The organism is Parahoeflea alexandrii (assembly GCF_024105735.1).
Taxonomy (GTDB): domain Bacteria; phylum Pseudomonadota; class Alphaproteobacteria; order Rhizobiales; family Rhizobiaceae; genus Hoeflea; species Hoeflea alexandrii.
Window position 1 is genome coordinate 1,571,525 of the sequence record NZ_JAAAML010000001.1, and the last position, 14,571, is coordinate 1,586,095.

At 63.4% G+C, this 14,571-nt stretch carries 16 protein-coding genes; 8 read left to right on the forward strand and 8 right to left on the reverse strand.

Annotation, left to right across the window (positions count from 1 at the left end; translation table 11 throughout):
* Positions 1–142: 142 nt before the first annotated feature.
* The 4 genes from purB to GTW23_RS07285 form a co-directional block, all read right to left on the reverse strand.
* Positions 143–1,471, reverse strand: a complete 1,329-nt coding sequence (gene purB, locus GTW23_RS07270; protein ID WP_252915228.1) for an adenylosuccinate lyase — start codon at positions 1,469–1,471, stop codon at positions 143–145.
* A 77-nt stretch (positions 1,472–1,548) separates the two neighbouring features.
* Positions 1,549–2,133, reverse strand: coding sequence for a hypothetical protein (locus tag GTW23_RS07275; protein WP_252915229.1), 585 nt, complete (start codon positions 2,131–2,133; stop codon positions 1,549–1,551).
* A 146-nt stretch (positions 2,134–2,279) separates the two neighbouring features.
* Complete coding sequence (locus GTW23_RS07280; protein ID WP_252915230.1) at positions 2,280–3,290, reverse strand: P1 family peptidase; 1,011 nt, start codon at positions 3,288–3,290, stop codon at positions 2,280–2,282.
* Entirely contained in the window at positions 3,287–4,411 is a 1,125-nt protein-coding gene (locus GTW23_RS07285; RefSeq protein ID WP_252915231.1) for an ABC transporter substrate-binding protein, read from the reverse strand. Before GTW23_RS07285 ends, GTW23_RS07280 begins: the two co-directional genes overlap by 4 nt.
* Positions 4,412–4,589: 178 nt before the next feature.
* Here GTW23_RS07285 and GTW23_RS07290 point away from each other — a divergent pair, with 178 nt between their 5' ends.
* The 6 genes from GTW23_RS07290 to GTW23_RS07315 all read left to right on the forward strand — a co-directional run bounded on the left by GTW23_RS07290 (position 4,590) and on the right by GTW23_RS07315 (position 10,075).
* On the forward strand, positions 4,590–5,084 hold the full coding sequence (locus GTW23_RS07290) for a flavin reductase (RefSeq protein WP_324288476.1): 495 nt from the start codon (positions 4,590–4,592) through the stop codon (positions 5,082–5,084).
* Positions 5,085–5,126: 42 nt separating this feature from the next.
* The gene (locus GTW23_RS07295; RefSeq protein WP_252915232.1) at positions 5,127–6,053 is read left to right on the forward strand and encodes an AAA family ATPase; all 927 of its coding nucleotides are present in this window, start codon (positions 5,127–5,129) and stop codon (positions 6,051–6,053) included.
* Between the two features lie 13 nt (positions 6,054–6,066).
* Positions 6,067–7,293: a vWA domain-containing protein gene (locus GTW23_RS07300; RefSeq protein ID WP_252915233.1), complete on the forward strand. Its 1,227-nt coding sequence runs from the start codon at positions 6,067–6,069 to the stop codon at positions 7,291–7,293.
* 77 nt (positions 7,294–7,370) lie between these two features.
* On the forward strand, positions 7,371–7,718 hold the full coding sequence (locus GTW23_RS07305) for an XdhC family protein (protein ID WP_252915234.1): 348 nt from the start codon (positions 7,371–7,373) through the stop codon (positions 7,716–7,718).
* Positions 7,718–8,428, forward strand: a complete 711-nt coding sequence (locus GTW23_RS07310) for an XdhC family protein (RefSeq protein ID WP_252915235.1) — start codon at positions 7,718–7,720, stop codon at positions 8,426–8,428. Before GTW23_RS07305 ends, GTW23_RS07310 begins: the two co-directional genes overlap by 1 nt.
* 3 nt (positions 8,429–8,431) lie before the next feature.
* Positions 8,432–10,075, forward strand: coding sequence for an NTP transferase domain-containing protein (locus GTW23_RS07315; RefSeq protein ID WP_252915236.1), 1,644 nt, complete (start codon positions 8,432–8,434; stop codon positions 10,073–10,075).
* A 50-nt stretch (positions 10,076–10,125) separates the two neighbouring features.
* On the opposite strand, the gene GTW23_RS07320 is transcribed toward GTW23_RS07315, so the two are convergent.
* Complete coding sequence (locus tag GTW23_RS07320) at positions 10,126–10,287, reverse strand: DUF2256 domain-containing protein (RefSeq protein WP_252915237.1); 162 nt, start codon at positions 10,285–10,287, stop codon at positions 10,126–10,128.
* 96 nt (positions 10,288–10,383) lie between these two features.
* Between GTW23_RS07320 and GTW23_RS07325 the strand changes: the two genes are divergently transcribed.
* A complete protein-coding gene (locus GTW23_RS07325; RefSeq protein ID WP_252915238.1) occupies positions 10,384–10,713 on the forward strand; it encodes a TfoX/Sxy family protein in 330 nt (109 codons plus the stop codon).
* A 70-nt stretch (positions 10,714–10,783) separates the two neighbouring features.
* Here GTW23_RS07325 and GTW23_RS07330 read toward each other — a convergent pair whose 3' ends face one another.
* Positions 10,784–11,176 (reverse strand): hypothetical protein, encoded by a 393-nt coding sequence (locus GTW23_RS07330; protein ID WP_252915239.1) that lies wholly within the window; start codon positions 11,174–11,176, stop codon positions 10,784–10,786.
* A 29-nt stretch (positions 11,177–11,205) separates the two neighbouring features.
* A complete protein-coding gene (locus GTW23_RS07335; RefSeq protein ID WP_252915240.1) occupies positions 11,206–11,646 on the reverse strand; it encodes a cupin domain-containing protein in 441 nt (146 codons plus the stop codon).
* A 113-nt stretch (positions 11,647–11,759) separates the two neighbouring features.
* On the opposite strand from GTW23_RS07335, the gene GTW23_RS07340 reads away from it, so the two are divergent.
* Positions 11,760–12,719, forward strand: a complete 960-nt coding sequence (locus GTW23_RS07340; RefSeq protein WP_252915241.1) for a LysR family transcriptional regulator — start codon at positions 11,760–11,762, stop codon at positions 12,717–12,719.
* Positions 12,720–12,820: 101 nt separating this feature from the next.
* Here GTW23_RS07340 and GTW23_RS07345 read toward each other — a convergent pair whose 3' ends face one another.
* The gene (locus tag GTW23_RS07345; RefSeq protein ID WP_252915242.1) at positions 12,821–14,353 is read right to left on the reverse strand and encodes a DEAD/DEAH box helicase; all 1,533 of its coding nucleotides are present in this window, start codon (positions 14,351–14,353) and stop codon (positions 12,821–12,823) included.
* Positions 14,354–14,571 lie beyond the last annotated feature (218 nt).

Here is a 14,571-nt window from a genome sequence, read left to right on the forward strand (position 1 = left end):
TCCTCCAATGTGTCGGATGAACGCCAGACTGGGCGGTAACCGCGGCAAGATGGGGGCAACAGCAGGGCAGTATGGTGACACGCAATCACTTCGGATGAATGCGTGTCATTTATGTCTCAGGTGAACTGCCGGGGGGAGAGGATCAGCTGTCCTTGAACACCCGTGCGAAGATCGTGTCGACATGCTTGGTGTGATAGCCAAGATCGAAGCGGTCGCGGATTTCGGTTTCCGAGAGATACTTGCGCACGTCCTCGTCATTGAGCAATTCGGTGAGGAAGTCGACCTCGGAATCGCCTGAAGTCTGGTAGCTGTTCCAGACCTTCATGGCATTGCGCTGGACCAGCCGGTAAGCGTCCTCGCGCGACGATCCTGCCTGGGTCAGCGCCAGGAGAATCCGCTGCGAATGCACCAGGCCGCCAAGCCGGTCCATGTTGCCGACCATGCGCTCGGGATAGACCATCAGCTTGTCGATGACGCCGGTCAGGCGGGCCAGCGCGAAATCGAGCGTCACGGTGGTGTCGGGGCCGATCATGCGCTCGACCGAGGAGTGCGAGATATCGCGCTCGTGCCAGAGCGCGACGTTTTCCAACGCCGGTGTCACGGCCATGCGGACCAGGCGCGACAGGCCGGTGAGGTTTTCGGTCAGTACCGGATTGCGCTTGTGCGGCATCGCCGACGAGCCCTTCTGGCCCTTGGAGAAATACTCCTCGGCTTCCAGAACCTCGGTGCGCTGCAGGTGGCGGATTTCGGTGGCGACCCGCTCGATCGAGGAGGCGATGACGCCGAGCGTGGCGAAATACATTGCGTGGCGGTCGCGCGGGATGACCTGGGTCGAGACCGGCTCGGCGGTCAGGCCCATGGCCTTGGCAACGTGTTCTTCGACGCGCGGATCGATGTTGGCGAAGGTGCCGACAGCGCCGGATATGGCGCAGGTGGCGATTTCCTCGCGTGCGTTGACAAGGCGGGTACGGCAGCGGTCGAACTCGGCATAGGCCTCGGCCATCTTCAGCCCGAAGGTCACGGGTTCGGCGTGGATGCCGTGCGAGCGACCGATGCAGACGGTGTCCTTGTGCTCGATGGCGCGACGCTTGATGGCGGCGAGGAGCGCATCCATGTCGGCGAGCAGAAGGTCGGTGGCCTTGACCAGCTGGACGTTGAAGCAGGTGTCGAGGACATCGGAGGAAGTCATGCCCTGATGGACGAAGCGGGCATCGGGGCCGACAATCTCAGCCAGGTGGGTAAGGAAGGCGATGACGTCGTGCTTGGTTTCGCGCTCGATTTCATCGATGCGGTCGATGTCGAAGGTGGCGTTGCCGCCCTTTTCCCAGATGGTCTGCGCGGCCTCTTTCGGAATGACGCCGAGTTCGGCCAGTGCATCGCAGGCATGGGCCTCGATCTCGAACCAGATCCGGAACTTCGATTCCGGCGACCAGACTGCGACCATTTCCGGGCGGGAGTAACGAGGTATCATGGCAAGTTCCGTAAAGGTTGGCGTTGCGGCGGGTCTAGACCATTTTCGGGCGAAATCAAACGCGGGATCTCAAGCGGCTAGACGTTGGTAACGGTTTTCCGCGGTTTGGAGGGCATGTTGCGGGTGGCGAGCAGCCAGGAGGCGCCGAACAGGAAGATCACGCCCAAAGGAAGATAGAGGCGCAGCCCCTGGACGGCGAACTGGTAGAGCGCCGCCGCCGTGGTGAAGACAAGCTGGATGACCCAGAGCCTGGTAAACGGGTCGCCGTGCCATTGCGCATAAAAATTGCGGTAGATGATGGCGAATATCAGCGAAGTGGCGCCGATGGTGAAAACGGTCAGGCATATGAAGGCGGCCGCAAAGGCGGCCTCACGGCTTCGCCCGAAGGCGACGAAGCGGAACGTGGCAAGTGCGAAGGGCCAGGCGAGCATCCCGCCGCAGAAAGCCAGTAGGGTGAGGCTCCAGTAATTGCTGGTGAGGGCCCCCACCGACAGCCACAGCCAGCCCTGCGCCGAGACTGCCATGGCCGCACCCCAGCCGATCGCGCCGTAGACGACGTCACGCCAGTGCGGTCTTGCCGCCAGAAACCGGTCCCGCAGATTGGAATTGTCGTTGGCCGGTCTGGGTCGCGGTCCCTTGTGGCGTTTGACGGGGTTGGTCATGGACTGTTTCGGGTTCCGGTAAAAATCCGCAGCGCTCGGGCTTTCAGAACGGGCACTTTGCGAGGCGCTGACGGCATGAGCAGATCTCGGGCTTCAAGACAGCACCGCCTAGCATTGCCGGGGCGGGCGGGCAACCGCAAGCCGGTTCAAGCCTTGGCGGTTGTCCAGGCGGGCATCAGGTCGCGCTCGTCGGGCGTGGCCGCAAAGACGCCGCGGGCGATGGCGCGGCTCATGGTCGAGGCCGCCGCCGCGCACAGGTCGATGAATTCGTCAGGGGTCGGCTTGCGGCCGGAGGCACCGGTGGCGAGCGCAAATACCAGGTCGCCGTCAAACGGCGTGTGGCTCGGCCAGATGGCGCGCGCGAAACCCGCATGGGCGGCAATCGCCAGGCGCTTGGCTTCGGCCTTGGTGAGGCTGGCGTCGGTGGCGATGACGGCAATGGTGGTGTTGGAGATGCCGCGGTTCATGTCACGGAACTTGATCTTCAGCTCGCTGGTCTCAGCGGGCAGAGGGGAGGGCATGCCAAGACCACCGAACTCGTCGCCGATTTCGAAGGGTGCTGCCCAGAAATGGCGGGTGTCTCCGATCGTTGCCGAGCCCATCGGATTGGCGGCAACCAGCGCGCCAATGGTGATACCGTCAGCCACGAGGGTCGATGCGGATCCGAGGCCGCCCTTGAAGGTCGCCGTCAGCGCACCGGTGCCCGCGCCCGCCGAGCCGAGATCGAAATCCCCGGATGCGGCCTCGGTGGCCTGATAGCCGAGTTCGCGGTAGGGCGGATAGGTTCCCCAATCCTTGTCGCCGCCATTGATCAGGTCGAACAGGATGGCCGCAGGAACCAGCGGAATACGGTGCGGGCCGACTTCGAATCCCTTGCCCTCTTGGCGCAGGCAGGCCTGGGCACCGCTGGCGGCATCGAGACCGAAGGCCGAGCCGCCGGACAGGACGATGCCGTTGACGGTCTCGACCGTGTTGTGGGGTTCGAGCAGATCGGTTTCGCGGGTGCCCGGCGCGCCGCCGAGCACCTGAACGGCGGCGGTTGCCGGCGGGTCGCAGACAATCGCCGTAACGCCGGAATTGAGCTTGCGATCGCTGGCATTGCCGACGCGCAGCCCTGCAACGTCGGTGATCAGGTTTTTCGGGCCGGTCGTCTTCATCGGCTTTCTCCGGCAATGCGCGCCATGTCTTCGAGACTGAGCCGATGAAAGGCGCCGTCGCGCCAGATCGCCAGCACGAATCCCGGTTCGCGGCGTTCGCCGTTCTGGTCGAAGGTGACCGGTCCCAGCGCCGTGGAAAAGGTGGTCGAACGCAGGGCTTCGCCGAGCCCGGTCTGGCTGTAATCCATGCGGGTTGCGATGGCGCCGAGGATCTCGGCTGCCGCATAGGCCGGAATGCGCAACCCTTCCGCGATCAGGCCGCGTTCTTCAAAAGCGGCCCGCGCGGCTTCCGCTTCCGGCCCGGGCGTGGCGCCGGCAGCGAGCACGGCGATCGTGCCGTCGGGCAGCGGGAGTTCTCCCTGCGGCGCATTGAGCTGATCACCACCCATGAATTCAAGCGGTACACCCTGGCGGTCGGCTTCCATGGCAATGACCGCCATGTCGGAGCGTTCCCCACCGACGAAGACGCGGGAGACGCCGGCGGCCTTGAGGCGACGCAAGAGGCTCGGCTGGGTGGCCTGGCCGGGGCGGTAGTTGTCGACGAAATTCGGCTTGAGCCCACGGTTTTCGAGAATGACCCGGATTGCCTCGACCAGTTCCCGTCCCGAAATGGCGCCGTCCTCGATCAGGGCGAAGGACTTGTCGGCCCAGAGCCTGAGGATGGCGTCGGCGGCGATCTCGGCCTCGGAGCCGGCGCGCGGAGCGAGGCGGAAGAAATTCCAGCCCAGCCGCCCCGCTTCCTCGGCGATGATGTCGGCGCGCACGGTCAGCGTCATGACCGGGATGTCTTCCGCCGACAATAGCGGCAGGGCGGCCGCCAGGCTCTCGGTGCACAGAAAGCCCACGACAACGTTGACGCCGGCCTCGATCATTGCCGCGGCGGCGTCGGTGCCGGCCTCTTCGCTACAGCCGTCATCGCCCTCGACCAGGTCGGCGAAGATCTCGGGATGCCCGGTCTCCCAGATCTCGAAGGCTTCACGGACATGATCACCAAGCGGTTTGAACTGGCCTTCCTGGGGGATCACCAGCCCGACATGCAGCGAGTCCGCCCGCACCGGAGCGGCGGCGATGAGCAGAGCCATGAGAAGCGGCAGGGGTGAAAGTGCAAGACGGATCAACATGGGCGGTATTTAGCCCGGCGATCCCGGCGGATCAAAGCAAAATCCGTCGCTTGGGTCTGATCTGACGGGGTCGGGGGAGAAAAAGTCGTGGGCGGCGGGTTTCAAATTCGTGCATGCACTTTATGTATGGTCGCAAGCTGCATCGTTGCAGAACCGATCCCGAAACCGAGGCGCAGGCGTGTTGAAACGGCAGACTATAGATTCCAGGGACTATCGCGACGCCATGGCGCGCTATGCCGGGCACGTGCAGATCGCCACGACCGCGCATGAGGGCGTGCGCCGCGGTGTGACCGTGACTGCCGCCTGCTCGGTGTCGGACAATCCCGGCACGCTGCTGGTCTGCCTGAATCATTCGAACCCGCACAACGAGATCTTTGCCGAATCAGGCGTGTTTGCGCTCAACTCGCTGATGAGCGGTCACGAGGATCTGGCCATGGCGTTTTCCGGTCTCGAGGATCTGACCGTCGACGAGCGGTTTGCGCGGGCACAATGGGATACGATCACCACCGGCGCGCCGACACTCGTCGGAGCCGCAGCGGTGTTCGATTGCCGTCTCATCGAGGCGAAAATCGTGGCCACTCACACGGTTTTGTTCGGCGAGGTGACGGGATTGCGCACAGGGCCCGCAGGACCGGCGCTTTTGTATCTGGACCGCGGATACCATTCTGTTTAGCTTCCTGCCCGACGGGACACGCCCAAGCCTCAAGCCGGAGCCATGATGTCGATCACCAACCCGCTGCCAATCTCGATTGATGAAACCATGGCCCTGCTGTCGAGCCAGGACTATGTCGCCAGCAAGGCGCTGGCGACGGTGCTGTTTCTCAGCCTGAAGATGCAGCGGCCCTTGTTTCTCGAAGGCGAGGCCGGCGTCGGCAAGACCGAGATTGCCAAGGTGCTGTCCAAGGCGCTCGACCGGCCGCTGATCCGGCTGCAGTGTTATGAGGGGCTCGATGTCTCCTCGGCGGTCTATGAGTGGAACTACCCGGCGCAGATGCTCGAGATCCGGCTGGCGGAAGCCACCGGCGAGGACGACCGGGGGGCGATCGAGCGCACCATCTTCTCCGAAAAACACCTGATCCGGCGGCCCGTGCTGCAGGCGCTCGAGGGAACAGGCGGCCGCGCGCCGGTGTTCCTGATTGACGAGCTTGACCGGACGGACGAAGCCTTCGAGGCGTTCCTGCTGGAAATCCTGTCGGACTACCAGGTGACGATCCCCGAGCTTGGCACGATCAAGGCGCAAGAGCCGCCGATCGTGATCATTACCACCAACCGCACACGCGAGATTCATGATGCGCTGAAGCGGCGCTGCCTGTATCACTGGGTCGACTATCCCGCAGCCGATGTCGAGCTCGAGATTGTCCGGCTGAAAGTGCCGGGATGCCACGAGGAGCTTTCGCGGCAGGTGGTCGCCTATGTGCAGAAGCTCCGGCAGATGGACCTGTTCAAGAGCCCCGGCGTGGCCGAGACCATCGACTGGGCGACGGCGCTTACCGAGCTCGACCGGCTGGCGCTCGATCCCGAGACCGTCTCCGATACGCTCGGAACGCTGCTGAAATACCAGGACGACATCGCCCGCATCGACGGCAGCGCCGGCCGGGAACTGCTGGCCGAGGTGAAGGCCGAGCTGGCGCAATCGATCTGATGGCGGCAATCTGATGGCCGAACCCGGCAACGCGATCAATTTCAAGGGCGGCGACGGCCGCATCGTCAACAACATCGTCTATTTCGCGCGGGTGCTGCGCAAGGCGGGCCTCAAGGTTGGCCCTGCAGCGGTGCGCGATGCGGTGGAAGCCGTGCAGATCGCCGGCATCGGCAGCCGCGAGGAATTCTACTGGGTGCTGCACTCGGTATTTGTCAAGCGGCGCGAGGACCACGAGGTCTTCGACCAGGCCTTCCGGCTGTTCTGGCGGACACGCGACCTTGTCGAGAAGATGATTGCGCTGTTTTCGCCGGTGGCGATGGAGAACAAGCAGCGGGAGAAGCTGAAGGCCGGCGAGACACGGGTCAGCCAGGCGCTGTTCGAAGGGCACGAGAAGCAGCGCCCGCCCGAAGACAAGCCGATGATCGACATCGATGCGCGCGAGACGATGTCGGGAAACGAAGTGTTGCGGCAGCAGGATTTCGCCCAGATGACGGCGGTCGAACTGGCGGACGCCAAACGCGCCATTGCCGAACTGACGCTGCCCTTCGACCAGGTCGAGACGCGGCGTTACAAGTCTGCGGCAAAGGCGCGCAAGATTGATCCGCGGGCGACCATGCGCGCGGCGATGCGGACCGGCGGCGACCTGATCCTGCCGCGCTTCCGCAAGCGCCGGAAGGTGCATCCACCGCTGGTGATCATTGCCGACATCTCCGGATCGATGAGCCAGTACACCCGGATCTTCCTGCATTTCATGCATGTGATCAGCGAGAAGCGGCGCGGCGTTCATACCTTCCTGTTCGGCACGCGGCTCACCAACATCACACGGCAGATGCGCAACAAGGATCCCGACGATGCGGTGGACCAGTGCACCGGCGCAGTGAAGGACTGGTCGGGCGGCACCCGCATCGGCGAGGCCCTGAGGCTGTTCAACCGGCAATGGTCGCGCCGGGTTCTGGGGCAGGGTGCGGTGGTGATCCTGATCACCGACGGGCTTGAGCGCGATTCCATCGAGGAACTGGATGCCGAGATCGACCGGCTGCACCGGTCTTGCCGCCGGCTGATCTGGCTCAATCCGCTGCTGCGCTTTGATGGTTTTGAAGCCCGCGCCCGCGGCGTGCGCACCATGCTCGATCATGTCGACGAATTCCGGCCGGTGCACAATATCAATGCGATGGCGGATCTTGTCTCGGCGCTGGGCGAACGCAATGCGGCGAAGGCCGATCCCCGGCGCTATCTCTGAGCACTCTTGTATTCGCCCTTGTATTCACCCGGTGGTGGTGGCCATATTTGATTGAGTGACAGAGGACGGAGGCTGGCATGACATCTCAAATCATTTCGCAGGCCGCGGAAGATCAGCTCGATCCGCTAATGGTGGCCGAACGCTGGATGCTGGACGGGCGTGACGTTGCCGTGGCGACGGTGATCGAGACCTGGGGCTCGGCGCCTCGGCCGGTCGGCAGTCATCTGGTGATCGACGCGGAGGGCAATTTCAGCGGATCGGTTTCCGGTGGCTGCGTTGAAGGTGCGGTGATTTCGGAAGCCGCCGAAGTGATTGCCTGCGGTGAGCCGAAAATGCTCGAATTCGGCGTGGCCGACGAAACCGCCTGGCGGGTCGGCCTGTCCTGCGGCGGCAAGATCCAGGTCTATGTGGAGCGGGTCGGCTGATGGATCCGCATCTGCTCAGGAAACTCAATGCTGCGCGGCGCGACCGGCAGGCCGCCATCATGCTCACTGACCTTGCTGACGGTCGCAACCGGCTGATGATGAAGGGCGATCCGATTGCCGGAGAACTCGGCGAGGCCGTAGAAAAGGCGTTCCGGACCGGCAAGGCCGGAGTGGTGGAGGCGGAAGGACAGCGCTTCTTTCTCAATGTGCATGTGCCGTCGCCGCGGATGGTGATCATCGGCGCGGTGCACATCTCGCAGGCGCTGGCACCGATGGCGGCGATGGCGGGCTTCGATGTCCGGGTGATCGATCCGCGTACGGCCTTTGCCACGCCCGAGCGGTTCGAGAATGTGGACCTTGTCGCCGACTGGCCGGAGGACGCACTCAAGGACCGGCCGATCGACCCGTTCACGGCGCTTGTGGCGGTGACCCATGATCCGAAGATCGACGACTGGCCGCTGATCTCGGCACTGAAGGCCGGTGCGTTCTACGTGGGTGCGCTCGGCTCGCGCAAGACCCATGCAAGGCGCGTGGAGCGACTGAGCGATGCTGGTCTTGGTGAGGCCGAAATCGGCCGGATCGATGCGCCCATCGGGCTTGATATCGGAGCGCAGAGCCCGGAAGAGATCGCCGTGGCGATCCTCGGGCAGGTGATTGCGGCGCTGCGCAAACCGTCACCGCACACGTTGGCGCAAGCGGAGAAAGTCTGAGGCATGAAGTTCGGCCCGGTTGCTCTGTTGGAGGCCGAGGGTGCGGTGCTGGCACATTCGCTGGCGCTCGGCCGCATGCGGTTGAAGAAGGGGCACGTGCTCACTGCCGATAACCTGGAACAGATCAGGCAGGGTGGCATCGACACGGTGATCGTGGCGCGGCTGGAGGCGGGCGATGTCGGGGAAGATGCCAGCGCCGAAGCCTTGTCGCGGGCTTTCTCGGTACCCGGCATCCGTGCGGCAAATGCGTCGACCGGGCGGGTCAATCTTCATACCGATTGCGCCGGTCTTTTTCGCGCCGACAAGGGACTCGTCAACGCCTTCAATGCGATCGATCCCGCCATCACCTTTGCCTGCCTTGCCGATCATACCGCGGTCCAGGCCGGAGAAATGGTGGCAACGATCAAGATCATTCCGCTGGCCGTGACCGGCAATTCCCTCGACCGGGCCAAAGCAGCGATTGCGGCGCCGGGTCTGGCGCATCTCTTGCCGTTCCGCCCGGTCCGTGCCGGGCTGATCTCGACCGTGCTGCCCTCGCTCAAGGCGTCGGTGATGGACAAGACCAGAGGACTGCTTGTGGCCCGGCTGGCGCTCAGCGGCTCAAGCCTCGCGGAGGAAAGACGGGTTGCGCATGATGCCGATGCGGTCGCGGGCGAGATCGTCCGCATGGCGAGTGTGCACGAGATGATCATTGTCTTCGGCGCCTCGGCGGTGACCGATCCGCAGGATGTCATTCCCGCAGCGATCTGGAAGGCCGGCGGGCACGTGGAACGGGTGGGCATGCCGGTCGATCCCGGCAACCTTCTGGTGCTGGGCTCGGTCGGCGCCGTTCCTGTCATCGGCGCGCCCGGATGCGCCCGAAGTCCCAAGGAGAACGGGTTCGACTGGGTGCTGGCGCGGATCCTGGCGGGAGAGACACCGACATCGATGGACATCGCTCGGATGGGCGTTGGCGGTCTGCTCAAGGAAATTCCGACCCGACCGCAGCCACGGCAGACGAATGCCTCCGCAAGCGGACGTATGGCGCGCGCGTCAGTCGGCGTGGTGCTGCTTGCGGCGGGCCGGGCAAGCCGCATGGGCGAACAGGCCGGGCACAAGCTGCTGGCCGAGTTTGACGGCGAAACTCTGATCCGCCGCATGGCCGGTACGGCGCTGTCCTCGAAGGCAGCGGAAACGGTGGTTGTGACCGGGCATCGCAGCGCCGACATCGAAGCGAGCCTCAAGGGCCTCGATGTCAGCCTGGTACACAATGGGGACTATGAAACCGGCATGGCGTCGTCGCTCAAAACCGGGCTGGCCGCACTTGGCAGCGAGTGTGATGGCGCGCTTGTCCTGCTTGGCGACATGCCGGCGCTGACCGCCGCGCACCTGGACCGCCTGATCGAGGCGTTTGCCGACCATAGGGGCCGCGCCATCGTGCGCGCCTGTGACGGCGAGCGGCGCGGCAATCCGGTCATCCTGCCGGCAAGCACCTTTGCCGAGGCGATGGAGCTTACGGGCGATGTCGGCGCCCGCGCGTTGATCGAAAGCGGGGTCTGGCCGGTGATCGATGTAGAGATCGGTGCCGCGGCGCGGCTGGATGTGGACACGCCCGAAGCAGTTCGAGAGGCCGGCGGCGTGACTGAAAACACCTTGCCGACCGGGTGAGTGGGTGTTTCGGCCGCTGAGCACGGTTTGCATGTTTGCATGGCCCGGGTTCAGCCGGGGCGCCCAGAACGCCGTGCATCGTTGCGGCAGCGGTTCGAGCAATACTTGACCTCGTCCCAGGCCCGCGCCCATTTCTTCCGCCAGGTGAACGGGCGTCTGCACGTCGTGCACAGCTTCTGCGGCAGGTTCGATTTCGTGACGGTCTTGCCCATTCGAGCGATATGGTCCGGTCTTGGGGGATGACAAGCTTGCCGCCTGGAAAAATGCGCAGCACAGTGGGCCCGATCAGTTGGAACGGGAGTGCTGGTGTGGACAATGATCTGATCCGGGACATGTTTGACAGCCTCGGCGAGGTGACGATCAGGCGCATGTTCGGCGGCAAGGGGATTTATCATCAGGGCCGGATCCTGGCGCTGGAAGTCAGTGGCGAGGTTCTGCTCAAGGCCGATGCGGAAAGTGCACCGGACTTTGCCGATGCCGGCGCCAGCCAGTGGATCTATGACGGCAAGAGCAAGCCGGTGGCGATGCCCTACTGGTCGATCCCCGACCAGGCGCTCGACGATCCGGAGGAGCTGGCGAAATGGGTGGGTCTCGCCTGGCAGGCAGCGCTTCGCGCCAGAAAACAGGGTGTTCAATGACTTGAACTCGTGAGCCGTGCGCGGTTGACGGGTGACAGCAGGCGCGCACGGCGGTGCCGGTACTTATGCTCTAGGCCGTTTCCCGCAGCGGGCCGCCTCCGATTCCATGACGCATGACCTGGAAAGCGAACAGCGCCATTGCAGAAAGCGTCAGCACGGATCCGATCTTGGCGAGTGCCTCGCCCGAGCCTGAAATCGCCATGACGATCCCGGGCACGATTGCGAGCACCGCCGCAAGGCTCAGCCAGTAGTGGACGCCGGCAAGCTTCGATGCAGCAGCGCCCGGACTGAGCGCATAGAACGTGCCGGACACCGACATGATCACGAACCCGATCAGGTTGAGATGGCCGTGCGCGGGGGACAGTGTGTGGTCCTGGGTGGCGGACATGACGATCCCCCACGCCATGCCGCACAGCGCGAAAATGGCTCCAGTGGCAAAAAATCTGCTGGCGATGGTTTTCATGGGTCTGCTCCTCATTGGTTTATCTCTGGTTACAGCGCCGGGCCGGTGAAGCTGAGCTGATAACGGGCTGCGCAATCGGCTATCGCCGGCATGTCTTCGGGAATGCGGTAGTTGTTGTCAGCCATCTCCGCGAAGAACCCTTCGAAACCGCCAGGCGTCAGGATGACCAGATGGCGGGCGGGCGCGTCGCTGACGACGCGGAACGTGTGCTGTTTTCCGCGGGGTACGAACATGGTCTGGCCGGGCCCCCTGGTGAACTCGTCGCCCTCCAGCCAGAACAGGATATCTCCGGACAAGATGACGAAGGTCTCGTCGGCATCATGATGGATGTGGCGCGGTGGCCCTGAATTCGGCGGTGACACCGAATCCACCACGGACATCGCGCCGCCGGTCTCTTTATGTCTGAGGATGGTCTTGTAGTGAACGCCAAGCCATTCAATGGCATCAGCGCCCAGGATGTTCGGTCTCATCGTTTCCTCCGGTTCAGGTGTGGAAAGAAACGAACGCGCATTCGATTGAACCGATGTTAGATCGGCTATACCTATTCGTGAAATCGTATTTTGATATGATAGGTATTCGTCTGATGAATTTATCTGCGTTTGATCTGAACCTGTTGAGGGTGCTTGATGCGCTTCTTCGTGAAGGTTCCACCGTCAAGGCGGGGCGCAGGATCGGCTTGTCGCAGCCGGCAGTCTCCGCCTCTCTATCGCGTTTGCGCACGGCGCTGAAGGATGAGCTGTTTTTCAGGCGGGGGCAGGGGCTGGAACCAACAGATTACGCCAGATCACTGGAGTTGCCCTTGCGCAACATCCTCGATGGCATCGAATTGATGTTCGAGAAACCGAGGGTCTTCGATCCGCTCACGGCATCGGCGAATTTCAGGATTTCTGGTAGCGATTTCTTCGCCGAGATGCTGATGCCGCGTCTTGCCGAGCTTGTCTCCAGCCAGGCGCCGGGCGTCCGGGTGCAGCTTGTCGATCTTGTGCCCGACAGCCACATCGACACGATCGAGCGCTACGAGGTCGACATCGCCCTGATCCCGGCTATTGCTCTGCCGGACTGGGCGGAGCAACGCCCTGTGTTCCGGTCGAATTTTTCCGTCATCGCGCGCCAGGGCAATTCCCGGCTTCAGCGTGCAGGCCTGGGTCCGGGGGACACCGTGCCGATCGATCTGTTCTGCGATCTCGGCCACGTGCTGTTTTCGCCGGAGGGCAATCTCAAGGGCATGGGCGATGCGGCGCTGGCGCGGGTCGGCCGACAACGCCGCGTCGCCATGACCCTGCCGGTCTTTTCCGGGGTATACCGTGCGGTCAGCCAGTCCGACCTGATCGCGCTTGTTCCGCATCAGCTGGCGCTGCAAGTTGCGCCCGGGGCCGGTTTGTTGATCTATGCGGCACCGATGCCTGTCGACCTGGCACAGATCACAATGGTCTGGCACCGGCGATCGACCTCGTCTCCCGGCCACAGCTGGCTGCGTGACCGGATCGCTGAAATCCTGGCACCACTCGACGACGCTGACCCGCAGGCTAAACACATCGATTGATGCAGTTTCCTGAAGTCTCTCATGCCAGGCCCCAGACAAAAAAGCCGCCGGCTAGGACGCTGGCGGCTGTTTGTCTGGATGGTTAGAAGCGGATCGTGAGATCAGCTGCCGATCATCATGAAGGCCGGGATTTCGTCGCCGAAGCCGACCGGAGTGGGCTCGCGATCATCATTGTCCCGACCGCCACGGCGGTTGCGGCCGCGATTGCGGTCATTGTTGGCATTGGCCGGTTCCGGGGTCCGTTGCGGCGCCGCACGGCTTTCGCGTTCCTGGCGTGGCTGCCGCTCCTCGCGATCCTTACGGGGCGCTTCCTTGGGGGCTGTTGCCATCTCGACGGGCTTGTCGGCTTCGACCGTTTCGGCAGCTCTCTCGGCCACTGCTGCGGGTTCGACTGCGTCCTCCCTTGCGCGTTTTTCTCCGCGTGCGGTCTTGCGTGCCGGCGACTTGCTTTCGCCGCGGCGGCCGCGAGCCGGCTTGTCATCGGCCGGGTCGGCGTTCTCGATCGCCTGCTGGCCGTCCAGCCAGCTGATCTCGCGGTCGATCAGCTTGGTGATGGCGTCGATATATTTCGCATCGCGGCGCGAAACCAGCGTGAATGCGGCGCCTGCGCGTCCGGCTCGACCGGTGCGGCCGATCCGGTGGACATAGTCCTCTGCGTGGATGGGGACGTCGAAATTGAAGACGTGGCTGACCGCCGGAATGTCGAGACCGCGGGCCGCGACATCGGAGGCCACAAGCAGGGTGATCTCGTTGTCCTTGAAGCCCTGCAACATGTTGGTGCGCGAGCGCTGGTCCATGTCGCCATGAAGCGCGCCGACGGAGAAGCCGTGCTTCTCAAGTGATTTGTAGAGATCGGCAACATCTTTCTTGCGGTTGCAGAAGATGATCGCGTTGGTCAGTTCCGACTGGGAGCGGATCAGATCGCGCAGGCGTTCGCGTTTTTCGAAATCCTTGCTGCCGCAGGCCACGAGCCGCTGTTCGACAGTGGCTGCGGTCGAGGAGGGCGGGGCCACCTCGATGCGTGCAGGGTTCTGCAGAAACTTGTCGGCCAGCTTCTGGATTTCCGGCGGCATGGTGGCCGAGAAGAACAGCGTCTGCCGGGTGAACGGGATGAACTTGACGATGCGCTCGATGTCGGGAATGAAGCCCATGTCGAGCATTCTGTCGGCTTCGTCGATCACCAGAAGCTCAACGCCGGTCATCAGGAGCTTGCCGCGTTCCGTGTGGTCGAGAAGGCGGCCGGGCGTGGCAATCAGCACATCGGCGCCGCGCTCAAGCTTGCGATCCTGTTCGTCAAAGGAAACGCCGCCGATCAGCAGAACGATGTTGAGACGGTGGTTCTTGCCGTATTTCTCGAAATTCTCGTGCACCTGGGCCGCAAGTTCGCGGGTCGGCTCGAGGATCAGAGTGCGCGGCATCCGCGCCCGGGCGCGGCCTCGTTCCAGCATGGTCAGCATCGGCAGGACGAAGGATGCGGTCTTGCCGGTTCCGGTCTGGGCGATGCCTAGAATATCGCGCCTTTCAAGGGCTGGCGGGATCGCGCCTGCCTGGATCGGTGTTGGCGTCGAGTAGCCGGCGTCAGTTACGGCGGACAGTACTTTTTGGCTTAAGCCAAGATCAGCAAAAGTGGTCAATTGGGAGCGTTTTCCGTTTCGGAGTTTGCGGCGATGCGCGGGAGCGCGGGGTCTGTCGCGGTCCCATAGGCTTCCGAATAGTCGCTGCAGTGCATTAAGTCAAGGAAAAGCCCGGATAAGCGCGGTGCAGGTGCTCTAGGGCGCTTGGGCGCCGGCTGTTTTTTTCAAGGCTCGATAAACGGTGAAGGCGCGTTTTCATTTTCACCCCTTCTGACGGG